At 64.4% G+C, this 23,395-nt stretch carries 19 protein-coding genes and 1 pseudogene; 8 read left to right on the plus strand and 12 right to left on the minus strand.

Annotation, left to right across the window (positions count from 1 at the left end):
• Positions 1 to 10: 10 nt before the first annotated feature.
• From ACGI6K_RS12235 to ACGI6K_RS12285, 11 genes and pseudogenes are all read right to left on the minus strand, one after another.
• On the minus strand, positions 11 to 448 hold the full coding sequence (locus ACGI6K_RS12235) for an RES family NAD+ phosphorylase (RefSeq protein WP_376942581.1): 438 nt from the start codon (positions 446 to 448) through the stop codon (positions 11 to 13).
• A complete protein-coding gene (locus ACGI6K_RS12240; RefSeq protein WP_012700771.1) occupies positions 445 to 894 on the minus strand; it encodes an antitoxin Xre/MbcA/ParS toxin-binding domain-containing protein in 450 nt (149 codons plus the stop codon). The genes ACGI6K_RS12235 and ACGI6K_RS12240 overlap by 4 nt, the downstream gene beginning before the upstream one ends.
• Positions 895 to 1,092: 198 nt before the next feature.
• Positions 1,093 to 1,986, minus strand: coding sequence for a LysR family transcriptional regulator (locus tag ACGI6K_RS12245; protein WP_376942584.1), 894 nt, complete (start codon positions 1,984 to 1,986; stop codon positions 1,093 to 1,095).
• A gap of 125 nt (positions 1,987 to 2,111) precedes the next feature.
• Positions 2,112 to 3,437 (minus strand): LLM class flavin-dependent oxidoreductase, encoded by a 1,326-nt coding sequence (locus ACGI6K_RS12250; RefSeq protein ID WP_376942586.1) that lies wholly within the window; start codon positions 3,435 to 3,437, stop codon positions 2,112 to 2,114.
• Between the two features lie 342 nt (positions 3,438 to 3,779).
• Entirely contained in the window at positions 3,780 to 4,766 is a 987-nt protein-coding gene (locus ACGI6K_RS12255) for an ABC transporter substrate-binding protein (protein WP_376942588.1), read from the minus strand.
• A gap of 61 nt (positions 4,767 to 4,827) precedes the next feature.
• On the minus strand, positions 4,828 to 7,329 hold the full coding sequence (locus tag ACGI6K_RS12260) for a TonB-dependent receptor plug domain-containing protein (protein ID WP_376942590.1): 2,502 nt from the start codon (positions 7,327 to 7,329) through the stop codon (positions 4,828 to 4,830).
• Between the two features lie 610 nt (positions 7,330 to 7,939).
• Complete coding sequence (locus tag ACGI6K_RS12265; protein ID WP_376942592.1) at positions 7,940 to 8,737, minus strand: ABC transporter ATP-binding protein; 798 nt, start codon at positions 8,735 to 8,737, stop codon at positions 7,940 to 7,942.
• Positions 8,738 to 8,741: 4 nt separating this feature from the next.
• On the minus strand, positions 8,742 to 9,596 hold the full coding sequence (locus ACGI6K_RS12270; protein WP_376942594.1) for an ABC transporter permease: 855 nt from the start codon (positions 9,594 to 9,596) through the stop codon (positions 8,742 to 8,744).
• A gap of 93 nt (positions 9,597 to 9,689) precedes the next feature.
• Positions 9,690 to 10,487 (minus strand): class II aldolase/adducin family protein, encoded by a 798-nt coding sequence (locus ACGI6K_RS12275; protein ID WP_376942596.1) that lies wholly within the window; start codon positions 10,485 to 10,487, stop codon positions 9,690 to 9,692.
• A 44-nt stretch (positions 10,488 to 10,531) separates the two neighbouring features.
• Complete coding sequence (locus ACGI6K_RS12280; protein ID WP_376942598.1) at positions 10,532 to 11,476, minus strand: D-isomer specific 2-hydroxyacid dehydrogenase family protein; 945 nt, start codon at positions 11,474 to 11,476, stop codon at positions 10,532 to 10,534.
• A pseudogene (locus ACGI6K_RS12285) lies at positions 11,473 to 12,645 on the minus strand (acyl-CoA dehydrogenase family protein). The gene ACGI6K_RS12280 and the pseudogene ACGI6K_RS12285 overlap by 4 nt, the downstream one beginning before the upstream one ends.
• 439 nt (positions 12,646 to 13,084) lie before the next feature.
• Between ACGI6K_RS12285 and ACGI6K_RS12290 the strand changes: the two are divergent.
• The 5 genes from ACGI6K_RS12290 (at position 13,085) to ACGI6K_RS12310 (ending at position 18,104) form a co-directional block, all read left to right on the plus strand.
• Positions 13,085 to 13,612 (plus strand): sigma-70 family RNA polymerase sigma factor, encoded by a 528-nt coding sequence (locus ACGI6K_RS12290; RefSeq protein WP_012700754.1) that lies wholly within the window; start codon positions 13,085 to 13,087, stop codon positions 13,610 to 13,612.
• Positions 13,612 to 14,565: a FecR domain-containing protein gene (locus ACGI6K_RS12295; protein WP_376942601.1), complete on the plus strand. Its 954-nt coding sequence runs from the start codon at positions 13,612 to 13,614 to the stop codon at positions 14,563 to 14,565. The genes ACGI6K_RS12290 and ACGI6K_RS12295 overlap by 1 nt, the downstream gene beginning before the upstream one ends.
• 132 nt (positions 14,566 to 14,697) lie before the next feature.
• Positions 14,698 to 17,094, plus strand: a complete 2,397-nt coding sequence (locus ACGI6K_RS12300; protein ID WP_376942659.1) for a TonB-dependent siderophore receptor — start codon at positions 14,698 to 14,700, stop codon at positions 17,092 to 17,094.
• A gap of 543 nt (positions 17,095 to 17,637) precedes the next feature.
• Positions 17,638 to 17,775 (plus strand): hypothetical protein, encoded by a 138-nt coding sequence (locus ACGI6K_RS12305; RefSeq protein ID WP_376942603.1) that lies wholly within the window; start codon positions 17,638 to 17,640, stop codon positions 17,773 to 17,775.
• Positions 17,772 to 18,104 carry a tripartite tricarboxylate transporter substrate-binding protein gene (locus tag ACGI6K_RS12310; protein WP_376942605.1) on the plus strand — a complete coding sequence of 111 codons (333 nt, stop codon included), beginning with the start codon at positions 17,772 to 17,774 and terminating at the stop codon, positions 18,102 to 18,104. Before ACGI6K_RS12305 ends, ACGI6K_RS12310 begins: the two co-directional genes overlap by 4 nt.
• A gap of 32 nt (positions 18,105 to 18,136) precedes the next feature.
• Here ACGI6K_RS12310 and ACGI6K_RS12315 read toward each other — a convergent pair whose 3' ends face one another.
• Entirely contained in the window at positions 18,137 to 19,360 is a 1,224-nt protein-coding gene (locus tag ACGI6K_RS12315) for an MFS transporter (protein WP_376942607.1), read from the minus strand.
• A gap of 212 nt (positions 19,361 to 19,572) precedes the next feature.
• On the opposite strand from ACGI6K_RS12315, the gene ACGI6K_RS12320 reads away from it, so the two are divergent.
• From ACGI6K_RS12320 to ACGI6K_RS12330, 3 genes are all read left to right on the plus strand, one after another.
• Complete coding sequence (locus tag ACGI6K_RS12320; RefSeq protein WP_376942609.1) at positions 19,573 to 20,784, plus strand: isochorismate synthase; 1,212 nt, start codon at positions 19,573 to 19,575, stop codon at positions 20,782 to 20,784.
• On the plus strand, positions 20,781 to 22,427 hold the full coding sequence (locus ACGI6K_RS12325; RefSeq protein WP_376942611.1) for a (2,3-dihydroxybenzoyl)adenylate synthase: 1,647 nt from the start codon (positions 20,781 to 20,783) through the stop codon (positions 22,425 to 22,427). The genes ACGI6K_RS12320 and ACGI6K_RS12325 overlap by 4 nt, the downstream gene beginning before the upstream one ends.
• A gap of 62 nt (positions 22,428 to 22,489) precedes the next feature.
• Complete coding sequence (locus ACGI6K_RS12330; protein WP_376942613.1) at positions 22,490 to 23,356, plus strand: isochorismatase family protein; 867 nt, start codon at positions 22,490 to 22,492, stop codon at positions 23,354 to 23,356.
• The last annotated feature ends 39 nt before the right edge of the window (positions 23,357 to 23,395 follow it).

A 23,395-nucleotide genomic window follows, 5' to 3' on the forward strand; every position in this document is an offset into this window, starting at 1 on the left:
GGCCATGTCTTCAAACGAGCCGGACGTCGAGGGGAAACTGCTCCACCCGGATGCTCGCGCCGCTGGCCTCGGGATGCGCGGGGTTGAACAGATAGTTGGTCGTGCAGGGGATGATGGCACTGGGTACCGGGAGCAGCAGGGCGCTCCTCGTATCCAGAAACCGGTCGCCGATGGCGCGGGTGGCCTCCGGGTCGGACTTCCAGTTCTCCGGCAGCGGCGCGAGTTCGGCCAGCGAAACCGGGTCCGGAAGTTCGATGCGGATCAACTGCAGCGTCGCCGGGAAGTCCTCGGGATCGATTTCCAGGTGGACGAGCACTTCCAGCATCGCCCCGGCCGGGCTTTCCGCCGCATAGACGACCGGCCTGCCGATATGATGCCAGCGGCCGCTGGCGCGCAAGCCGCCGACTCCGCCGAGATCGGCGTAGGCGCTGATCCGCCAGAGGATCACAAGGCCAGGCCTTCGACGATCTGCAGCAACATTTCTTCCACCTGAGCGGTGCCCTGCTGGGTGGTGAGCATCTGCATGGGGGTCAGGCCGGAAAACCGCTCCTTGGGTTTGGAAAGCCAGCGCCTGGCCTTTTCGCGATCGCCGAAGACGGCTTCGGCCATCGCCGTGATGTGAGCGGCGCGAAAGAACCTGTCGCTTTCCTCCACGGTCAGCGGCTGATCGCGCTCGATGCGGCTCTTGAGGGTGCGCAGGGGAATGATCTGGTCGCGCTCCAGTGGCGTGACGACCCCGGCCTCGGTCAACTGCATCAGGCGTGCCGCGGGAAAGCCCTGGGTAATCCGGGTATGGATCTCGAAGTCGGTTGCCGACTCGGGAATGTCCAGCAGACTGCGAAGACGCACCCGGTACGCGGTATAGCCGTGGTCACGCAGCACTTCGGCAAGCATGGAGGACCTCCGATCCGGTGTTCGCCGGATTGTATCCGGCATTCGCCGGAGCGGACAACCGTGTCCTTTCACAGCACCGGGGGCCATGGCCGCCATCGAGTGGGCGGGGATCGCCGGGTTCGCCGTCAATCAGGGCGCGCCCGCAGCTCGGGCTGCCTTTTCCAGCACGTGAAAAACGGCCCCGCTCCCTTGGAACGATCAGAGAAAATTCAGCGTCTGGCCGATCAGTTTCTGGAAAAAGTCGACGGGCCCCTGCAGGTTGCCCAGAAAGCGCGGCTGCAACAGCCACAGGTCGATCGTCGGCTTGAAATCCTTGAGATTCACCACGGCCAGCCGCTCGTAATGGGCGCTGCGCTCCAGCAGCGGTCCGGGAACCAGCCCCAGGCCCAGGCCGTCGGCGACCAGGCCCAGTTGCAGCTCGACGCCGAAGGTTTCCAGGTTGACCCGCAGTTCGAGCCCCTGCTCCATCAGGGTGTGCTGCAGGCTGGAGCGGAAGCCGCAACCGTCGGGATTCAATACCCAGCCGTTCTGGTGGCAGTCGACCAGCCTGCAGGGACGCTTGGGCGCCTGATCCTTCGCGCAGACCACCAGCAGGTTCATGCTGCCGAGGCTGTTGGCCACCACGCTGCCGGAAAACACCTTGCGGGATGGAAAGAACGCTACGGCCGCATCCAGTTCGTCCTTTTCGATGCCACTGAGCAGATGGCTTCCCCAATCCGTGGATACCTGGGTGTTCAGATCCGGATAGGCCGCCTTCAACTGCTTGAAGGCATGCGGCAGCACGGCATCGCTCAGGGTCTGCGGAACGCCGATGCGCAACATGCCGCTGGGCGGCCGGTCGCTGGCCACCAGTTCGCGCAGGTTTTCCATCTCGCGCAGGATCGCCAGGCATTGCTTGTAGACGCGCAAGCCGATGACGGTCGGCTTGAGCGGCTTGGTGTTGCGGTCGAGCAATTCGACCCCCAGGTCGTGCTCGAGATTCTGGATGCGCCTGGTGATCGCCGGCTGGGTCAACTGCAACGACTGTGCGGCGTGGATGATCGACTGGCAGCGGACTGCCGACATGAAGGCCGTTATGTCATCAAGCTTCATTCGGTATGGACATAATGAGGAAATGGAAAATGTATAAAAATGATAATTCCAATCCTCTTGCCAGACCAGTGCGACAGGATGGCCGGCCGCCGCGGGCGAAAGACGGTACGCGCCGGCCGAGAGCCTCACGCCAGGCGTCTCGCACTGTAGCGGTTGACGGGCACATCCAGGCCCAGGTTGTCGCGCAGGGTACGGCCGGCGTATTCCCGGCGTAACAGGCCGCGCGCCTGCAGGACCGGCACCACCAGCTCGGTGAAGGACTGCAGGCTGTCGGGCAGCAGCGAACCGATGGTGAAACCGTCCGCCGCGCCTTTCTCGAACCAGTGCTGCAGGGTGTCGGCGATCTGTTCCGGCGTGCCGACGAACGCCCGGTTCGGCCGGGAAAAGCGCAGGGCGGCCTCGCGCAGACTGAGTCCCTCCTCCCTGGCCACCCGCTTGATGTGGTTGGACTCGCCCTGCTGGCTGTCCCTGCCGATATCGCCCAGTTCGGGGAAGGGCTCGTCGAGGGGATATCGCGAGAAATCGTGATCATTGAAGGGACGCCCCAGCGCGACGAGGGCATCCTCGATGGACACCAGGTCGACGGCTTGTCGGTAACGCCGCTCGACCTCGGCCGGGTCGCGTCCGACGATCGGCCGGATGCCCGGCAGGATCGACAGCTTCTGCGGGTCCCGACCGTATTGGGCCGTGCGCGTCTTGATGTCCCGATAATAGGCGAGCGCTTCGTCGAAAGACTCCGGATTGACGAAGATCGCATCGGCGTTCTGCGCCGCGAAGTTGCGCCCCTCCTCCGAGCTGCCGGCCTGGAAGATGACCGGTTGCCCCTGGGGCGAACGGGCGATGTTCAAGGGACCCTTGACGGAAAAGAACTCGCCCTGGTGGTTGAGCGCATGCAGCCTGTCGGGATCGAAGAATTTGCCGCTCGCCTTGTCGCGGACGAAGGCATCGTCCTCCCAGGAATCCCACAGGCCCTTGACGACGTTGAGGTGCTCCCTGGCGATCCGGTAACGCAAGTCGTGCGGCGCGTGCTCGGGCCGGCCGAAGTTGTCGGCCGTGCCGGACAGCCACGAGGTCACCACGTTCCAGCCGGCTCGCCCGCCGCTGATATGGTCGAGCGAGGCGAACTGGCGGGCCAGGTTGAAGGGCTCCGTGTAGCTGACCGTGGCGGTGCCGACCAGGCCGATGTGCTCGGTCACGGTGGCCAGCGCGGAAAGGATGGTCAGGGGTTCGAAGCGGTTGAGGTAGTGCGGGCAGGATTTCTCGTGGATATGCAGGCTGTCGGCGATGAACAGGAAATCGAACCTGCCCGCCTCGGCCAGTTGCGCCTGCTGCCGGTAGAAACGGAAATTGACACTGGCATCGGCCACGGCATCCGGATGGCGCCAATCGCCCCAGCCGTGGCCGACACCGTGGATGATCGCACCCAGTTTGAGTTGCCTCGGGCTACCCATAGCTATTTCTCCGTCATCGAAAACAACCGATATCGGCCAAAGCAGTCGGTTTCGGCTCAAGGAGGCTGCAGGCTGGAAACGGTCATGGCCTGCGGCTTCGCCCAGGCACTTCCCCGACCGAGGCATTCCCCCGGGGCGAGCGTGCCGCCACCCTGCCATGGCCGGGCGGGGTCGCACACGGGAGCCTCTTTGGACGAATCGGCGAGGTTCGCCTCCACCGGGAATGGGGTCGGCCTGGATCAACGTTATTACTATAAAAAATATGTGTGAAATTATTTTTGGCTATAAATAAATGATGATTACGCCATTGACGATCGCCGACGACCTCACCCGAAAAGCGCCCTAAGGCCAGACACCCCTGGTCCACAGGGGGGCAACATCCAGCCGCTGGCTCAGTACGCCGGCCTCGTGGAACAGATCCGCCACCTCCTGCTGGGAAGCGATCGCCGCGTCGTCGACGGGAATCATGTGATAAGGCTCGCTGTGTGCCCGGAACTGATCCATGAACAGGGCAGCGTCGATGCCGGTGATCGCCGCGCTCTTCTTCGCCCAGCGCTCTGGGTTGGCCTGCACCCAGTCCCATACCTGCTGTTCCCGCGCCAGATAATCCTTGATCGCCGCGACCCGGTAGGGGTCCTTCAGGGATTCGGCGCGGGCGGCGATCACGTAATTGCCCGACAGATAGCCCTGCGCGGTCTTGATGATGCGCGCCCCGGTCCTGGCGAGCGCGATCTGGATGTGGATGCCATAAATCACCCAGGCATCCAGTTGTCCGCTCTGGAAGGCGGAAAAGCCGTCCTGCGGCGTCAGCCCCACCGGCTCGATGTCGGCCAGGCTCAGGCCCTGCTCCTTCAAGGCTTTAATCAGAAAGTAGTGAGACGTCGTCGAACGCACGAAGCCGATGCGCTTGCCCTTCAGTTCGGCGATCTCCCGGATGCCGGAGCCCCGCGGCACCAGAAAGACCTGATTATTCACGTCGCCGCGCAGCACGGCGATCAGCTTGATGGGCGCCCGGCTCTGAATGGCGAACACCGGCGGGATTTCGCTCATGCTGCCGACATCCAGGCTGCCGGCGGCCAGTGCCTCGACGATCAGATTGCCGCCGGCCAGTTCCGCGTAGCCGACTTCGTAGGGAGGCGGCGCCACACCGGCTTCCTCGAAAAAAGAAGGCGCAGCGCCCTTGTAGGTACCGACCCCCAACCGGGTACGGGACAGATCCAACGGGCCGCTCGCGGCCAGGCCCCAGCGGCTCGCCAGCGCCGCCCCCGCCAGCAGGCTCCCCGTCAACAGGATGCGACGGCGACTCATCGAAGGATACTCATCCGGCATTGCCTGCCCTCTCTCTTCGTTACTGGGAAAACGCGGCGTCGCATCGGCCGGCCGACGCCGCTCAAAAGTCGTACGCGAGTTTCGTGTACCAGGCACCGCCGCCGGGGTGGAAAGGCGGATTCCCGTACTCGGGACCGCCGATCGCCTGGTGGACGCCGTTCTTGTCGGGACGGACGTCGAAGATATTGTTCCCGCCCAGGCTGAGGGTCAGGCTGTCAAATAGGGTGTAGGCAATGTCCAGGTCGGTGATCCACTTGTGGCCGAAGGTGCGGTCCTGGGCCTCGTTCTGCTGCCAGGTTTCCACCGAGCCGTAGCGGGTGACCATCAGGTTGACCAGAAAGTCCCTGATCGACCAGTTGGCTCCCAGCATGGTCTTGGTGTGGGGCATGGCCGATACCAGGGTGCCTTCGGCGGCATGGCCGACCAGTTCGATGCCGGAACCCAGCCCGGCGGGCGTGCTGCTCTTGCGGCTGCGGATGGTGGTGTTGTTCCAGTTGAAGCCCAGGGTCCAGCGCACCTCGCCGAACCTGCCGAAGTCGGTGGTGTGGTCGGCCACCAGGTCCAGCCCACGGGTACGGGTATCGAAGGCGTTGGTGTAGAAGTTGATCCAGTCGGTGCGCTCCAGACCGTAGGCGGCCAGGATGTCTCCCATCCCGCCGTTGCCGCCGGAGCGATCGTAGAGGTTCTCGGTCAGGGCGATGCGGTCGTCCACATCGATCACATAGAGGTCCAAGGTCACGCTGGTGCGCGACGCCGGCTGCCAAGTCAGGCCCAAGCCTAGGCTTTTGGTGCGCTCGGCCTCCAGTTCGCTGCCACCCAAGGCCTCGGCCAGGGCGGAATCCGGCCGGATGGTTCGGCGCAGGGCCGGTACCACCACACCTTCGGCATTGAAGGCGGTACGGTTGTCGGAGACGGTGTAGCCGATCTGGGTCAGGGAGGGCGCCCGGATACCGGTGCCGAAGTTGCCGCGCACGGCCAGGGTATCGGTCAGCTCGTAGCGGGAATTGACGCTGAAGCTGAAATTCTCGTTCTCCATTATGTCGTCGAAGTGTTCCAGGCGCCCGCCCAGGCCGATGGACCAGCGCTTGGTGGGGTGCAGGTTGAGGGTCAGGTACAGGGAAGAGGTGTTGCGCTGTTCGTCCGCCTCGTCCTCGGGACGGATGGTCACCGCTCCCTGGGCGCCGACCATGGGCTGAGGGCCATGGGCCGCGTACAGGGGATTCAGGGACCCATCGGCCAAGTACTGCGAGTAGGTATAGGGTCCGACACTGTAACCCTTCGGGTCGCCATCGAAGGTGCGGAAACGCTCCCAGCGGTTCTCCAGTCCCATTTCCAGATCCACCGGGAAATTCAGGAGGGGAAACTTCTCGAAGCCGTGGCTGATATCGAGGTTGGTCGAGAGCTGCTCGAACTGGAAGGTGGCCAGGTCGTCGAACGAGGTGGGCGAGTCCGGGCCGTAGGTGGGATTGAGCGTCAGGTCGCTGGCGTGGCTGTTGCGGTTGCGCCCGTAGACGGTACTCAGGTCCCAGTCCCACCCGGAGGCGTCGCCCTTGGCGCCTAGCAGCAGCGAATAGTCGATGTTCTCGATGTTGTTCAGCGGGAAGTAGCCATCCGGGAAAAGTTCCGGGATCGAGGCGTTGCCGTTGGCCGGGCGCATATTGTTCTGCGCTTCGCTGCGGCGCTCGCCATAGGTGCCGTAGGAATAGAAGCGGGCCAGGTCGCCCAGGGCGAATTCGGTGTTGAAGGCCCAGTTGTAGGCCTTGAGCTTGGGATCGCCGTTCTTGACCCGCACATGGTCCCAGGCGGCCTGGCGATCGTCCTCGAAGAAGGCGCGGTTGTCCGGGTCGGCCTTTTCGCCCCAGTAGGCCATACCGCGCTTGCGGGCATCCAGGGAGATCTGCAGGAAGCCGTCGTCGCCGATGGCGAAACCGCTGTTGCCCTCGAACTTGGCGGTTTCGCCCCGACCGGAATAGAGCTGCCCGTAACTGGTGCCGATATGCGTGCCCGCGGGGTCCGAGCGCAGGATGATGTTGATGACCCCAGCGATGCCGTCGGCGCCGTACTTGACGCCAGCGCCATCCTTGAGCACTTCGATGCGCTCGACGGCGCTGATCGGGATCATGTCGATATCGACCGGGTTGTGACCGCTGTTGTCGGTCGAACCGCTGGCCGGAACCGAGCCGTTGTGGCGGCGCTTGCCGTTGACCAGCACCACGGTGTAGGCCGGGTTCAGGCTGCGGTTGTTCAACGGCCGCACCGTGGATTGGACGCCGGCGATGTTGGTGCCGAAGTTGAATGACGGCAGCAGCTTGGAAATGGCCTCGGACAACTCCGCGCGCCCGGTTTTTAACAATTGCTCGCTGTTGATGATATCGATGGGGGTCGCGCTCTCGACCACGGTGCGCTGGTTGCTGCGTGCCTTTTCCGCCGTCCTGCCGGAGGTCACCGTCACCGTCTGCAATGCCGTGTCGCCCGCGACCTCTTCGGCCTGCGCCAGCGGGCACAGGCCGAGCGCCAGTAGCAGGCCGGGAAGCTTCAATCCGATGGGTTCTCGTTCGGACATGCGCCTACCGGATGGGAACGGCTCCGCCCTGGCCCGGGCCCTGGCGGAGGAAAATCGTTGCAATGGATACGGCATGGAGGGTCATTCCTTACTTCAAAATTCCTGATTCCGAAAACCTCCACAACGTCAGTGGTCGGTGCGTGGACGCAGACTAATTGCATAAGAAATCCCAGTGAAATCACCAATAGAAATATTAAAATAATTAATATTTATTTATTAAAAATAAATTTTTATTATTTTTTACGCGATGCGCGACCCATGTACAGGTGCCACCGATGCGGGCCATGAGTTGCGGGACGGTGCTTTGCGAACGGTCGGAAGCCGCTGCCGGGCGGCGGCATTCGAAAGGTGGGCGATCGTGGAGACCCAGCGGGCGGCAAGGTGGAGCGGCGCGAGAGGCCAGACTCGTGGCCATGCAACGGCGCTCGTGCAACCCGGCCGGCGGGCCCCTGGCGGCCCGGCGAAGGCGCGCTCTCCAAGGCCAGCCCCAGGTCCCCACCCCTTGCCGGGCGGGCCACGGAGCGACGCGGCTTGCGCCGGGCCGGCATCGAAAGCTCCGGCCACGGAAGCGGCACGAACCGCGCTCCCGCGTGCCGGTGCCACGGGAGCGTTATCCGGCCACCGCCCGCCTGGAAACGGCGGGCGCAAAGGGCTCGCCATCGCTCCGCTCTTGCGCGCCCTCCTCCCCGCGTTCCACGGCCACGCCGAGCAGACCCAGCAGTTGCGTGCGGATGGCATTGAAGCCTTGCTGGCCGTTGTCCCGGGGCCTCTCCAGGGCGACCCGGATCTCCCTGGCGATGCGGCCGTCCTTCAGGACGATGATCCGGTCGGCCAGCAGGATGGCCTCGTCGACATCGTGGGTCACCAGCAGCACGGCGGGCTTGTGCGTCTGCCAGAGTTCGACGATCAGCCGGTGCATGCGGAGCCGGGTCAGGGCGTCCAGGGCGGCGAAGGGTTCGTCGAGCAGCAGCAGTTCCGGCTCCCGGACCAACCCGCGCGCCAGGGCGACCCGCTGTGCCTCGCCGCCCGACAGGGTGCCGGGATAGGCTTCGAGGCGATGGGCCAGCCCCACCTCGGTCAGGGCCTGGATGGCCCGTTGCCTAGCATCGCCCGTGCGCAGCCCCAGGGTGACGTTCTTCCAGGTGCATTTCCAGGGCATCAGGCGCGGCTCCTGGAAAACCGCAGCGCGCGCTTCGGGGACTTCCAGCCGCCCGCCGTCGACCTCGTCGAGACCGGCCAGCGCCCTCAACAGGGTGGTCTTGCCGGAACCGCTCGCCCCGAGCAGCGCGACGAACTCGCCGGGAGCGATATCCAGGTCCAGGTTGTCGATGACTCGGTTGCCGCCGAACCGGCGAACGATCTGTTGCAGCCTGACGGCCGGCCGTTCGCAAAGGTACTGGGTGGTCATGGGCTCAATTCCCGACGAAAGAAGGACGCCAGGCCAGGGCGAAGCGTTCGAGGGTGCGGATCAACCCGTCGATCAGCAGCCCTAGCACGCTATAGATGAGCAGGCAGATGACGATGACATCGGTGCGCATGAAATCCCGCGTATCGCTGGCCAGGAAACCGATACCGGCGGTGGCGTTGATCTGCTCGACGAACACCAGGGCCAGCCAGGAAATGCCCAGCGAGTAGCGCAGCCCGACGAAGAAGGACGGCAGGGCGCCGGGCAGGATCACGTGCCAAATCAGTTCCCGGCGGTTCAGGCCCAGGGTATTGGCGGCCTCGACCAGCTTGGGATCGATGTTGCGAATGCCGGCGAACAGGTTCAGGTACACCGGAAAGGTCGTGCCTATCACGATCAGGGCGATCTTGGTGAACTCGCCGATGCCGAACCACAGGGTGAACAGGGGCACCAGCGCCAGCGACGGCACCGTCCTGAGCATCTGCATGGGCGAGTCCAAGACCAATTCGCCGCGCCTGGACAGGCCGCTGATCAGCGCCGCCACGCTACCGATGCCGACGCCGATGGCCAGGCCCGACACGGCTCGCTGCAGCGAGACCGCCAGATGTCTGCCCAGCTCGCCGCTGGCGATCATCGCCCAGAGCGTCTCGCCGATGGCGCTGGGGGCCGCGATCACCCGGGCCGGAATCAGCCCCATCTGCGCGGCTAGCTCCCAGAGCAGCAGGATGGCCAGCGGACTGGCCAGGCGCCGGGCGAAATCGGGCGTTTTCCAGCCTGCGCCGTACCTGGCCAGACGATCGCCGATCCATTGCCGTGAGAACCGGCTCGCCGGAAATAACGATCCGTCGATTTTTCCAGTCATGCTTACCTCATGTCCCGCAGGACCCGATGTGCAGGTATGCCGGTCCATGACAGCCAGCCATCCCGCCCCGCCGGAAGGATGGCCGGCCGCCGTTTAGCTCTTGTAATCGCTGCCGCGCCGTTCGAGTTGCCGGATCGCGGCGTTCCAGTGGCGGGCGATGCCGGGGTGTTCGCCGTCGGTGAACACCGTGGCCTGGCGGCGCACCTTGTCGATGGCCGCCTGCGGAGCGAATAGCAGGCCGTCGTTGCCGCCCGCCTGGGCGGCGATCTGGATGGCGCAGGCGTTTTCCAGGCCATGCAGCAGGCGGAAGGCGTGCTCCACGCTGACCCCGCCGGCCAGTAGGCCGTGGTTGCGCAGGATCAGCACATTGCGCTCGCCCAGGTTGGCGATCAGCCGCTTTTGCTCGTCCAGATCCAGCACCACCCCTTCATAGGCGTGATAAGCCACTCGGCCGTAGTAGGCCAGCGCGTGCTGGGATAGCGGCAGCAGGCCCTCCTTCTGCGCCGCCACGGCGGCGCCGTGGCGAGTATGGGTATGCAGGACGGCTTTCAAATCGGGACGGGCCCGGTGGATAGCGCTGTGGATCACGTAGCCGGCCTGATTGATGCCCAACCCCAGAGGGTCGTCGATGATGGTGCCGTCGATATCGATCTTGACCAGCGTCGAGGCGGTGACTTCGTCGAACAGCAGGCCGAAGGGGTTGATCAGGAAATGCTCTTCGGCTCCCGGCACGCGCACCGAAAAGTGCGTGTAGATGTGGTCCGTCCAGCCGTACAGGGCGGCCAGTTGGTAGGCCGCCGCCAGCTTGACGCGAACCGCCCACTCCTCGGGAGCGATATCGGGGCGGGGAGCGGCGCTGTGAGCGGTTTCGGGTTTCACCAGTACGGTCATGCTTCATTCCTTCCTTGTGGAGGTATGGTCTCGAACGTTTTCCTTCAGTAGCCCCGGGCGACGTCCACGAGGCCGATCAGCTCCCGCTGCGCCTTGAAGCGCTCGAAGTTTTCGAGAAAGCGGGCGGCGACGTTCTTCTGGCTGTCCGCCGAGATGGAGGAGGTGTGCGGGGAAATCCTGACCCGCGGATGCCGGTAGAGCGGATGCCCCGACGGCAGCGGCTCCGGGTCGGTGACATCGAGCGTGGCCAGGCTCAGGCGGCCGGCATCCAGGGCCTCCAGCAGCGCTTGCTGATCGAGCAGGCCGCCGCGGGCGATATTGATCAGGTGCTGCCCCGCCCTGGCGCGCCCGAGCACGTCACGGCCGACCAGGTGCCGCGTCTCGGGCGTCAGGGGCGCGGCGATGACCAGATGGTCGGCACGCTCGGCCAGATCGAGGATGTCCCGCGCCGACTCGACGCCCGGATGATCGACGGGCCGGTTGTCCTTGCGCAGCGCCAGCACCCGCATGCCCAGCGCTAGGGCCTTGTCCGCGAGGACCTGGCCGATCGAACCGAAACCGAGGATGCCCAGCGTGCTGCCGCGCAGTTGTCCGAGCGGCTGCAGTTCCCAGCGCGCGTCCTTGACCCAGAGTTCCGGGAAGCGCTTGGCCGCACAGAAGATCGCCGCCAGGGCGAACTCGGCCAGGTCATGGGCCGCCGTCCCCTTGGCGCTGGTCACCCGGGGCAGCTCGAATAGCCAGTCGGGATAGGCGTCGATGCCGGACGAAGCGAGTTGCACCCATTCCAGCCGGAACGGCCAGCCCTCGGGAGGATGGGTCAGGGACACGCCGCGGACATTGATCGGCCGCACGACGAGTATCCGGGTTTCGGCGGGAATGCCCGCCATCGACTGGTTTTCCAACTGGACGATCCGCTCGTCCGGCAATTGCGCCTGAAGATACCGGTTCGCCTCGGCCTCGAGTTGGCTGGCGATGGTGATTCCGCTCATGCTTTCGCTCCTTCGGTTGTGTGCAGCGCTGCCTTGCCGATCCCGCCGAAGACCACGTCGTCCTGCGGGGTGTGCGCCCTGGCGCAGAGTACGTCCCGGTAATGCCGCTCCAGCGGATAGCGGCGGGAAAGCCCCGGATTGCCCGCCGCCTCGACGGCCAGCTTGACGGCGCGTATAGCGTTGCCGGTCACCAGTCGCTTGATTTGCCCAGCGGCGGCCGAATCGAGCAGGTTGCGGTTGGCGAACAACAGGGTGTCGATACGCCCGACCAGTTCCTGGAAACGCGGCAAGCTCGCCAGCGTGGCGCCGAGGTTGGACGACCTGCGCGTCTGCGGCCAGGCGACCAGCCAGTCCCTGGCGGCCTGGGTTACGCCGTCATAGAGCGAAGACAGCGGCACGGCCATCTACAGGGCGCCGCCGGCATTCAGCTCCGCGACAGGCGCCAGCCAGGGGCTGACGTTCACCACATGGTCGAGCGGTGCCCGGACATCGGTGAAATCGACCCGATGGCTACAGGTGGCACGCATTCCCAGGTGATCCCGGTCCTCGACGATGCGGATGCCGGGGCTGTCCTTGCAAACCAGCCATGCGCCGACTAGCGGCTCCGGGTCGTCGCTGCGCGCCCAGACCAGATACCAGGTGATGCCGACGCTGCCGATCGAATAGATCTTGCTGCCGTCGGTGATCCATCCGTCGGGGGTGCGCCGCGCCAGGGTGGCGGGCAGTCCGCCGCGGACCGGCGTGCCCGGTTCCGGCTCGACGCGGAACGCGTTGATCGGCGCGCCGTCGCGCACCGCCTCTTGCACCACCCGCCGGCGCAGGTATTCGGGCCAGGAGGCGCTGTGCTGCAGGGTACGCTGATGCAGGTATTGCATGACAAGGACGAGCGTGGTCGAAGGCTCGCGCCTGGCGACCGCCGAGACGACTTGCAAAACCTCGCCCAGGTCGGTGCCGCCCTGCTCGCGCGGCACGGTGAAGGCCAGCAAGCCGCGCTCATGCAGGTACTGGAAATTCGCCCAGGGAAAGCTTCCGAAACGGTCGTATTCCGCGGCGGTCGCGGCCAGAGACTGGGTAAGCTCGGCCAGGAACCCTTCCGGGCTCCCGTCCCCCGCCGGACCTCGATCGCCTGCCGCCGGGGAAATGGCGGGCTGCTGCACTGAAAGACTCATGGACTACCTTCGCCGTGAAAGTTGCGACAGGACATGGGCTCCGGATGCAGTGGCAAGGTGGAAGCACACTGGATATCCAGATCGCCTCCACCTGACGGGGTCGGTCTCGAAAGACCTTATTCATATAAAAGAATGCTGTAAAAGTCTTTTTAGCTATAAATTAATTATGATTTTTTATTATTTTTACTGATAAAAGTATTTTTTATTTTCATATATTGCGAATCGATTCGCGGGCCGGAAAAACTCCCTGCCACGGCCATCCGCCCCCCGCGCGAGAAGAAGAGCGGCCGCTCGTCGTCCGCAGCGAAGTGGCGGGAGGCGGATGCGAACGGCCCCGGCGGTCGGCGCGACAGTATCGGTCGGCGCCTTTTCCCGGTGTCTTGCGCTTGATCGATGGCTCGCATAAATTGCGAAACATTCTCAATTGAATCGGTTTCCCATGAGCGATGCCATCCGCGACGCAGCCGAGCCGCCCCATCGGGCGGTCGGTCTGCTCTACCAGAATCATCACACCTGGTTGGTCGGCTGGCTACGCCGCCGGATGGACTGCTCGCACAGCGCCGCCGACCTGGCCCAGGACACCTTCGTGCGCCTGATCGGCGGCAGCCTGCCCGAACTGCGCGAGCCCCGGCATTATCTGGTCACCGTGGCCAAGCGCGTGCTGATCGACCACTTCCGCCGGCGCACCCTCGAGCGCACCTATCTGGACGCCCTGGCCCGGCAGCCCGAAGCGGAAGAAGTGTCCCCGGAAGTCCGCCTGCAGATCGTGGAAACCCTGCTCGCCCTGGATGCCATGCTGCTGGGACTGGGCCACAAGCCGCGCCAGGCTTTCCTCATGTCCCAACTGCTGGGAATGAACTACGCCGAGATCGCCGAACGCCTCGGCGTTTCGGTCAGCTCGGTGACCAAATACATCGCCAGGGCCACCGAGCAATGCCTGCTGTTCGCCCTCGACGCGGACCTCTGATGCCCAGCGACCGGCAACGCGACGCCCTGCGCATGGCTGCCCGCTGGCACGCCGTGCTGTGCTCGGACGAGGTCCGCGAGGAAGATCGCGCCGCCTGGCGCGCCTGGCGGGTCCAGGCGCCGGAAAACCAGTGGGCCTGGCAGCGGATGGAACTTCTCCAGCGGCAATTGCAGGACCTGCCGGGCAACCTCGCCTTCCAGACGATGAGCGAAGAGCCACGACTCGGCCGCCGGACCCTGCTCAAGGGAGTGATCCTGGCCGGAAGCGCCGCAACGCTGGGCTGGACGGCCAGACAAGGCCTGCCCTGGCAGGAATGGCTCGCCGACCAGCGCAGCGCCATCGGCGAACGGCGGCGTCTGAGCCTGGAAGACGGCTCGCGCCTGGTACTCAACACCGACAGCGCCGTGGATGTCCGCTTCGACGAACGGCGGCGCCTGATCGAACTCCACCGCGGGGAAATTCTCGTCGAAACCGCCAGGAGCCCCGGCGGCGACGAACGTCCTTTCGTCGTGTCCACGCGCGACGGACTGATCCGTGCCCTGGGCACCCGCTTCATCGTCCGACAGCATCGGACGTTCAGCGAAGTGACCGTCCTGGAGCATGCCGTCGCCGTGAGCAACGCGGCGCCGGGGGAAACCATCGTCCAGGCCGGACAGGCGCTCGCCTTCGACGCCGGACGAAACCTCCCCCGCCACTTCGACCCGCTGGCCGCCGAATGGGCGAATGGCCGCCTGGTGATCGACGACTGGCGGCTGGCCGACCTGCTCGCCGAACTGGCGCGCTATCGTCCGGGCTTTCTCTTTGCCGATCCGGCGGTGGCCGACCTGCGCCTGTCCGGCGCCTACCCGCTGGACGACACCGACCGGGCCCTAGCCGCCATCGTCCATGCCCTGCCGGTTCGCCTGTCCAGCCGTACCCGCTACTGGGTGCGGCTGCTGCCGAAGGGCCGATGACCCGCCGCCCCGAAAAAACTTTCACGGCCATTGTCGATTTCCCCCCGCCCATACGACTCCTGTTGCAAATGAGAACGAAAGTCTCTCCGGGAGGAGAACATGCAGCAGGATCGAACCCGATACACGGGCTCCATGAAACCACTGGCCGTCGCCATCCTCGGCGCGACCCTGATATTCCAGCAGGCGCTGCTGGCGCCGCTGTTCGCCGCCGGCTCCGCCGCCCGGGCCGACAGCGCCAGCCGCCGCTTCGACGTCGCCGGCGGCCCGCTCGGGCAGGTGCTCGGCCAGTACGCCAGCCAGGCCGACGTGGTGCTGTCCTTCGATGCCAGCCTGACCACGGGCAGGCACAGCGACGGGTTGAAAGGCAGTTACGGCATCGCCGAAGGTTTCGCCCGGATTCTCGCCGGTAGCGGCCTGGAAGTCCGCTTCGTCGATGAAAGGACGGTGCTGTTGCAGAAGGTTGCGGAAGATTCCGCAGTCGTGAGCCTGGATGCGATGCGGGTGGAAGACAACGCGCTCGGCACCATCACCGAGCAGACCAAATCCTATACGCCGGGTACCATCGCGACCGCCACCCGACTGGTACTGACACCTCGCGAGACACCGCAGACCGTCACGGTCGTCACCCGCCAGCATATGGACGACTTCAATCTCACCAATATCAACAAGGTGATGGATCATACCCCAGGCATCACGCGGCATGGCACGGATAACTATCGATCCTATTATTATGCCCGTGGCTACGAGATTCGAAACTTCCAATACGATGGTATTCCCGTCTTGTCCGATGGCACCAATTTCATGGGCGAGACCACAAGCGATATGATCCAATATGACCGCGTGGAGGTCATCAAGGGGGCTAGTGGTTTGACCACAGGAGCGGGTAATCCTGGTGCCACCATCAACCTTGTACGCAAGAAACCTACTCATAAGTTTTCCGGACACGCCACGGCCGAATATGGTCACTGGGATAACTACCGTACCGAATGGGATGTAGGTGGTCCCTTAGTCGAAAGCGGAAGTATTCGCGGTCGTTTTGCTACCGCCTTCCAGGATCAACAATCCTATATGGATCATTTCAAGGAGCAGAGACGAGCTCTATATGGCATCTTGGAAGTAGATCTTTCCCCCAAGACGATGCTGACATTCGGTGGTAACTACGACAAGACAATACCGACTGGTAGCAGTTCGGGAGGAACACCTTTCTTCGATAGTCACAATAATGAAGTTAATATATCCAGATCTTTCAATCCTGGCGCCAGTTGGAGCCGAGTAGAGCAATTCAGCCATGCTTTCTTTACCCAACTGGACCATGAGTTCGACAATGGCTGGAGCAGTCGAGTCTATTACACCTTCCAGAGAAACGCATACGATGCAAACTTGGGAAGTATTAAATTCACTCCAGATGGTGATACTGGCAGCTCCGAATTGCTTACTAGCCAACATAGGTACAAAACGAGAAGCCAAGCATTGGAGGCTTATGCCCGTGGTCCTTTCGAATTATTCGGCCGTACCCACGAACTAGCCGTGGGGGTCAGCGGCTATCATAACCATCTCAAGGGATCAGGACACAATGTTATTAGAGTACCTGTCGATAATATCTGGGAGTGGAATGGACGTGCAGAGCGACCGGACTGGGGCGGCATCCTTTACCGTGCCGAAGACCGTATTAACCAGCGTGCTGTATATGCCAGTGGTCGTTTTAGTCTAAGCGATGATCTTGCCGTGATTTTAGGAGGACGAGTAACTAATTATCGCCGGGGTGGCAACAGCAATATGCGCGAAACGGGCGAAGTGGTTCCTTTCGCGGGTATTACCTACGACCTGAACGACAATTTTTCGCTGTATGCCAGCTACACCAAGATATTCCAGCCGCAAAGTGCTCGGGATGAAAGTTATGCCGTACTCGATCCGGACGAAGGCGATAGCTATGAAGGTGGACTCAAGGGCGAATGGTTCAATGGCCGGCTGAATGCCAGCCTAGCCTATTTCGAAATCCGCCAGGACAACCGTGCCGAGTATGTGGGTTGGAATAGCGAACGAAACGACAGCATATATGAGGCAAAGAAAGCCAAGACCAAGGGTATCGAACTAGAGGTTAGTGGCGAACTGATGCCCGGCTGGAATATTCAGGCAGGCTTTACTCATCAGGTCATTCGAGAGGATGAAACCAACGAGAAGCTGACGACTCAGGAGCCGGAAAACCAGTTCAAACTCTATACGACCTACCGGCTACCTGGCAGATTGAGTAAAATAACCATCGGGGGTGGCGGTACTTACCAGGGCACGACTTGGCATGATGGTGCGGATGCTCTAGGTAATGAACATCAATTCAAGAATGAAGCCTACTGGTTAGTCAACCTGATGGGGAGATATCAGATCACTAATAATCTATCGGCTACACTCAATGTTAATAATTTGTTTGACAAGTATTACTACTCTAACTATGGGGAGCGGTGGACTGGTATAGCCACCAAGACGTATGGCGAGCCTCGCAATATGATGTTGACGACTCGCTGGGATTTTTGATCGTCGCCTCTTTCAATCTTGGCGGCCGTTCGATACACCCCGCCAGCCATGGCAATGGCCCACGCCCGAATTGGCGGGTTGCACCCGCCCTACCCTCTGACCGATCTACCCGCCATGGTGGATGGCTTCGGCCATCCACCCTACTGAACTATTCGGTAGGAGCCAGCTTGCTGGCGATGGCGGGGGTTCAGCAAAGTAGGGTGGAAAACCGCGCAGCGTTTTCCACCATGGTGGATGGCTGCGGCCATCTACCCTACTGAACTATTCGGTAGGAGCCAGCTTGCTGGCGATGGCGGGGGGTTCAGCAAAGTAGGGTGGAAAACCGCGCAGCGTTTTCCACCATGGTGGATGGCTGCGGCCATCCACCCTACTGAACCACGCCACCGCGACCGCTTGTGTGGAGCGGATTCATCCGCGCCTCAGGCAACGCCCGAAGCTCCCTGCCTACCCCGGTCGCGAATGAATTCGCTCCTACAGAGGGAACGGCGAAAGTCCGGCGCCTCAACCCACCGCCGCCTCCAGCGCCTGCTCCAGCAATGTAGGGTGGACAACGCCGCAGGCTTGCCCACCACGGTGGATGGCTTCGGCCATCCCCCCTACAAGGGCTCGGCGCCGGCGCTGAGCGACGTCATCGCCGGGCACGTAGACCTGCTGTCCGACCCGCAGGCCAACGCGCGGTGAAGAGCGGGCACCTGCGCGGCCTGGCCTATTTCGGCGCGACCGAGGCGCCGGATCCGCCCGGCGTCCCCTCCCTGCTGGAAACCTATGCGCAGTGGAACTTCTCCGGCGCCTTCCTGGCCGCCGCGCCGAGCGGCACGCCCGCCGAGGTGCTGGGCCGCCTGCGCGCGGCCTTCGACAAGGTGCTCGCCGCGCCCGAGGTGATCGCCAAACTGCAGGGAATGGGGATCACCCCGCAGCGCCTGTCGCCGGAAGACACCTCGGCGCTGATCCGCAAGACCCACGACATCAGCGCGCGGATCATCGAGAAGGCGCAGTTGAAGGCGCAATAGAACCCGCCCGCCCCGACCGGGCGGCGGCCCGCTCAGGCCGGCGGCTGCAGGTTTCGCCGCAGCCGTTCGAGCACCCAGAGGACCAGCCCCGCCCCGGCGATCGCCAGGGCGGCGAGCAGTCCGGTATGGGTCAGCGGCCCGTCGCCGCCGCCCAGCACCAGCGCCGCGGCCCCGGCGGCCAAAGCCACGCTGAAATCCTGGGTCATCTTCTGCAGGGCCATGAAACCGGCGCGCTCCGGCGGCGCCGGGACATGGCTGATAGCGGCCGCCAGGCAGACCGTACGGGCGGCGTTGCCGGCCATGAACAGCACGAAGCTCAGCATCAGCGGCAAAGCGCTCAGGCCGAAGAACGGCAGCAGGCCGACGGCGAAACAAGCGCTGGCCACGCCGACCGGCAACCGGTGGCCGTGTCGATCGCCCAGGTACCCGGCCAGTTGCGTGGCCCCCAGCGCCACCAGACCGCCCATCAGGTACAGCGTACCCAGTTGCTCGCGCGGGTAATCGAGGTTCAGCAGATAGAACGCGGAAAAGCTCGGGATCACCAGGAAGGCGGAGAACTGGTTGAGCCCCTGCAACAGCGTGGCCAGGCGCACGCCGGGACGCCCCAGCATGGCCAGCGACGGCTTGCCGGCCGGTCCCCGCAGGTGGACGGTCTGCGGCGGCAACAGACGGGCCACGGCGAAAGCGACTAGCGCCACCAGTACGGCGACCAGCACGAAGGGCGCCTGCCAGCCGAGATGGTCCGCCACCTCCAGCGCCAGGGGAATCCCGGCGATGGTGGCGATGGAAAACCCGGTCATGACCTTGGCGATCGCCGTCCCGCGCTGTGGCGGCGGGGTCTGGTCGATCAGGATCGCCATGCCGGTGGCGATCGCCGGGGCGGCGCAGAGCCCGGCGGCGGCCCGTCCGAGCAGCAGGCTCGGCAAATCGTGCGCCAGGGTACAAACCAGCGAGGCGAGCGCCAGTCCGGCCAGACTCCAGAGCAGGGCCTTGCGACGATCGAAGCGATCCAGGCGCGGCACGGTGAACAGACCGGACAGCAAGGACGCGAACGTATAGCTGGCTGTCAACCATGCAACTTGATTTCCATGAATGTTTAGGTCTTTTGCCAAATCCGGGCCGAGCGGCAGGACCAGCATGAAATCGAGAATGTAAGTGAACTGCAGGGAGGTGATCAGGGCGATGAGCACCTTGGGCGAAATTGTTGCAAAATGTTTCGATCGTGCTTCCGACTGCAGGGATTGGTCCGGGTTCATGCTCTCTCCAAGTGACGTAAATAGGCCGTAACCAATTGATATACCTATGGTTAAAAAACAAAAATCAAAATGACATAAATACTCAAGCGCTTTTTTGTATTGTTTAATGTTGATACTTATTATCATTTGACGATAGCATTATTACATACATGAAGGCGCCAGTGCCTTCCCCCAGGTGGTCCTTGCTCGTCCTCTAGCCGTAAGGAGGCATCATGAGTTTTGTTCAACAGACACAGCTTGCGCAGTCCTTTTCCGAACCCTGCGGTCCGCAGGTGCTGTTCACCCATTACCACCGCGATGCCTGCATGTTCGCTTCGCCCGGCCAGACCCTGCTGGCACATGGCGTGGCCGCGACCCTACCGCTGGTCATGAGCGGTTCGCCCGCCGCCCTGGCTGGGCATGCGGCCGCTTTCCTGCGTAAGGCCAGCGAGGCCGGGCATGCCGGCTGGCTGATCGGCGCTATCCCCTTCCTGCCGGGCGCTGCGGCCCATCTGTTCATCCCCGAGCATGTCGAACTGGCTGGCGGCGGTCGCGCGGCACTGATCGGCGGGCCGCGTCCGGTACGCACGGTCGCGGCACGCAGCGAACCGGCCGAGGCGGTCTACGAGCAGAACGTGAGCCGGGCCTTGAAGCGGATCGCCGACGGGAAGTTGCGGAAAGTGGTGCTGTCGCGCTCGCTGCACATCCAGGCGGAGCTGGATCAGGTTGAACTGCTGCGGACCCTGGCCGGCCGCAACCCGCTGGGCTACACCTACGCCATTCCGCTGCCGACCGCCAACGGCGGGCGCCGCAGCCTGGTCGGCGCCAGCCCCGAGTTGCTGCTGGCCCGGCGCGGCAACCGGGTGATTTCCAACCCGCTGGCCGGCTCCATCCCGCACAGCAGCGACCCGGCCGAGGACCGCCAGCGCGCCGAGAACCTGCTGCGCTCGCCCAAGGATCTGCACGAACACGCGCTGGTGGTGGAAGCCGTCGCCGAGGCTTTGCGTCCCTACTGCACCGATCTGGTGGTCCCCGAAGCGCCGTCGCTGCTCTCGACCCCGACCATGTGGCACCTGTCCACCGAAGTCACCGGCACGCTGCGCGACCCGGCCACGACCTCGCTGGAACTGGCGCTGGCGCTGCACCCGACCCCGGCCGTGGGCGGCTATCCGACCGCCGAGGCGCGGGAGTTCATCGAGGAGTTCGAAGGCTTCGACCGGGGCTTCTTCACCGGCTTGGTCGGCTGGTGCAACGCGCAGGGCGACGGCGAATGGGCGGTGACCATCCGCTGCGCCGAAGTCGGCGAGCAGTCGTCGATCCTCTATGCCGGGGCCGGCATCGTGGCCGGCTCCGAGCCGGCGCTGGAATTGGCGGAAACCGCCGCCAAGCTGCGCACCATGCTGGGCGCGATGGGGCTCGCGCTGGCCGAGGAGAACCGGGCATGAGCACCTCGACCCCGACCTCTTCTTCCAGCGAAGGCGCGGACTTCACGCCCTGGCCCGCCGAATTCGCCGCGCGCTACCGGGCGGCCGGCTATTGGCGCGGCGAACCGCTGGATAGCCTGCTGCGCGCCGGCGCCGACCGCCATGCCGGACGCACCGCGCTGGTCTGCGGCGAACGGCGCTGGACCTACGCCGAACTGGACGCCCGTGTCGACCGGGTGGCAGCCGGGCTAGTCGGGCAAGGCATCGCCGCCGGCGACCGCGTCGTGGTGCAGTTGCCCAACATCGCCGAATTCGTGATAGTCATCTTCGCCCTGCTGCGCCTGGGCGCCCTGCCGGTCTTCACCCTGCCGCCCCATCGCCGCGCCGAAATCGGCTACTTCTGCGCCTGCGCCGAAGCCAAGGGGCTGGTCATCCGGGATCGCCACGCCGGTTTCGACTATCGCCAGATGGCCCGCGACATCCGCGACGAAGCAGCGACCCTGAGCACCGTCGTGGTAGTCGGCGAGGCCGAGGAATTCATCCCCTTCGAGCGGCTCGACGCCGAGCCGCTGCCGCTGCCGGAACCCAAGGCCGACACCCTGGCCTTCCTGCAACTGTCGGGCGGCAGCACGGGACGGCCGAAGATGATTCCGCGCACCCACGACGACTATTTCTACAGCGTGCGGGCCAGCGCCGAGATCTGCGGCCTCGGCCCGGACACCGTGTTCCTCTGCGCCCTGCCGGCGGCCCACAATTTCGCGATGAGTTCGCCGGGCATCCTGGGCGTCCTCTACGCCGGCGGCAGCGTGGTGCTGGCGCCCGATCCCAGTCCCGACACCTGTTTCGCCCTGATCGCCCGCGAGCGGGTCGACATGACCGCGCTGGTGCCCTCCGTGGCGCAGGCCTGGATGGAGGCCGCGCCGGCCCGGCAGGCCGAACTGGCCAGCCTGAAGGTGCTGCAGGTCGGCGGTTCGCGCCTCAACGACGAAGTCGCGCAACGCGTCGACAGCCTGCTCGGCTGCAAGCTGCAACAGGTGTTCGGCATGGCCGAGGGACTGGTCAACTACACCCGGCTCGACGATCCCCAGGAGCTGATCGTCGGCACCCAGGGCCGCCCCATCTCCCCGGACGACGAAGTGCGCATCGTCGACGACGAGGACCGCGACGTGCCGCCGGGCGAAACCGGACACCTGATCACCCGCGGCCCCTACACCATTCGTGGCTACTTCCGCGCCGATCTGCACAACGCCCGCTCCTTCACCCGCGACGGCTTCTACCGCACCGGCGATGTGGCCCGCCGCCTGCCCAGCGGGCACCTGATCGTCGAAGGCCGCGACAAGGACCAGATCAACCGCGGTGGCGACAAGGTGGCCGCCGAGGAAGTGGAAAACCACCTGCTGGCGCATCCCGCCGTGCTGGATGTCGCCGTGGTCGCGATGCCCGACGCCTTCCTCGGCGAGCGCACCTGCGCTTTCATCGTGCCGCGCGGCGAGGCGCCCCGGCCGCTGGAGATCAACCGCTTCATGCGCGAACGCGGCGTTGCCGGCTACAAGGTGCCGGACCGCATCGAGTTCGTCGACCAGTTGCCCAAGACCGGCGTCGGCAAGATCGACAAGCGCGCCCTGCGCGAACGCATCGCGGCACGCCTACAGGCCACGGCCTGACGACATCCGACGCCCGCACGGCTCCGAAAGTCCGAACTCCAAAACTTCAAACGAGAAATTCCATGGCTATCCCCCGCATTGCCAGCTATCCCATGCCTGCCGCAGAAACCTTTCCTTCCGGCCGTGTCGACTGGCAGGCCGACCCGAAACGAGTAGCGTTGCTGGTGCACGACATGCAGGAATACTTCATCGATTTCTACGACCGTAATGCCGCGCCGATCCCGCAACTGGTAGCCAACATCCGCCGCCTGATCGACGCCTGCGACGCCGCCGGCGTGCCGGTCTACTACACCGCCCAGCCGGCCGTGCAGCCGGCCGGGGACCGGGCGCTGCTCAACGAGTTCTGGGGCCCCGGCCTGCCGGCCAAACCCGAGGGCGCACCGGTCATCGCCGCGTTGGCGCCCAGGGAAAACCACGTGGTGCTGGACAAGTGGCGCTACAGCGCCTTCATCCGCAGCGACCTGCGCGAGCGCCTGCAGGCGGCCGGCCGCGATCAACTGATGGTCTGCGGCGTCTACGCCCACATCGGCTGCCAGACCACCTGCGTGGACGCCTTCATGCGCGACGTCCAGCCGATCATGGTCGGGGACGCGCTGGCCGACTTCTCGCCGGAGCGACACCGCCAGGCGCTGGACTACGTGGTCGCCTGCGCCGGCGTGGTGCGCGGCACTGACCGGTTGATCGCCGCGCTGGCCGGTGGGCTGCCGGCCAGCATCGAGACCCTGCATCGGGAAGTCGCGCAGATGCTCGGCATGCCGGCCTCGGACTTCAACGTCGAGGACAACCTGCTGGATTTCGGGCTGGACTCGATCCGCCTGATGAGCCTGCTCGAAGGTTGGAAGCGCGCCGGCGCTCAGGTGAGCTTCGTCCAGGTGGCCGAGCAGCCAACGCTGGCCCACTGGTGGTCGCTGCTGAGCGAGGGACGTTGAGATGCCCTGTTCCGCCGAGACGGGCGTCGCCGGGGAACC

Origin of the sequence: Azorhizophilus paspali (assembly GCF_043587585.2) — a bacterium.
Lineage (GTDB): Bacteria > Pseudomonadota > Gammaproteobacteria > Pseudomonadales > Pseudomonadaceae > Azotobacter > Azotobacter paspali.

Excerpts from the sequence above, each read along its gene's own strand:
- ACGI6K_RS12240 (WP_012700771.1), bottom strand. The coding sequence starts at position 894 with ATGCTTGCCGAAGTGCTGCGTGACCACGGCTATACCGCGTACCGGGTG.
- ACGI6K_RS12245 (WP_376942584.1), bottom strand. The coding sequence starts at position 1,986 with ATGAAGCTTGATGACATAACGGCCTTCATGTCGGCAGTCCGCTGCCAG.
- ACGI6K_RS12250 (WP_376942586.1), bottom strand. The coding sequence starts at position 3,437 with ATGGGTAGCCCGAGGCAACTCAAACTGGGTGCGATCATCCACGGTGTC.
- ACGI6K_RS12255 (WP_376942588.1), bottom strand. The coding sequence starts at position 4,766 with ATGCCGGATGAGTATCCTTCGATGAGTCGCCGTCGCATCCTGTTGACG.
- ACGI6K_RS12260 (WP_376942590.1), bottom strand. The coding sequence starts at position 7,329 with ATGTCCGAACGAGAACCCATCGGATTGAAGCTTCCCGGCCTGCTACTG.
- ACGI6K_RS12265 (WP_376942592.1), bottom strand. The coding sequence starts at position 8,737 with ATGACCACCCAGTACCTTTGCGAACGGCCGGCCGTCAGGCTGCAACAG.
- ACGI6K_RS12270 (WP_376942594.1), bottom strand. The coding sequence starts at position 9,596 with ATGACTGGAAAAATCGACGGATCGTTATTTCCGGCGAGCCGGTTCTCA.
- ACGI6K_RS12275 (WP_376942596.1), bottom strand. The coding sequence starts at position 10,487 with ATGACCGTACTGGTGAAACCCGAAACCGCTCACAGCGCCGCTCCCCGC.
- ACGI6K_RS12280 (WP_376942598.1), bottom strand. The coding sequence starts at position 11,476 with ATGAGCGGAATCACCATCGCCAGCCAACTCGAGGCCGAGGCGAACCGG.
- ACGI6K_RS12290 (WP_012700754.1), top strand. The coding sequence starts at position 13,085 with ATGAGCGATGCCATCCGCGACGCAGCCGAGCCGCCCCATCGGGCGGTC.
- ACGI6K_RS12295 (WP_376942601.1), top strand. The coding sequence starts at position 13,612 with ATGCCCAGCGACCGGCAACGCGACGCCCTGCGCATGGCTGCCCGCTGG.
- ACGI6K_RS12300 (WP_376942659.1), top strand. The coding sequence starts at position 14,698 with ATGAAACCACTGGCCGTCGCCATCCTCGGCGCGACCCTGATATTCCAG.
- ACGI6K_RS12315 (WP_376942607.1), bottom strand. The coding sequence starts at position 19,360 with ATGAACCCGGACCAATCCCTGCAGTCGGAAGCACGATCGAAACATTTT.
- ACGI6K_RS12320 (WP_376942609.1), top strand. The coding sequence starts at position 19,573 with ATGAGTTTTGTTCAACAGACACAGCTTGCGCAGTCCTTTTCCGAACCC.
- ACGI6K_RS12325 (WP_376942611.1), top strand. The coding sequence starts at position 20,781 with ATGAGCACCTCGACCCCGACCTCTTCTTCCAGCGAAGGCGCGGACTTC.
- ACGI6K_RS12330 (WP_376942613.1), top strand. The coding sequence starts at position 22,490 with ATGGCTATCCCCCGCATTGCCAGCTATCCCATGCCTGCCGCAGAAACC.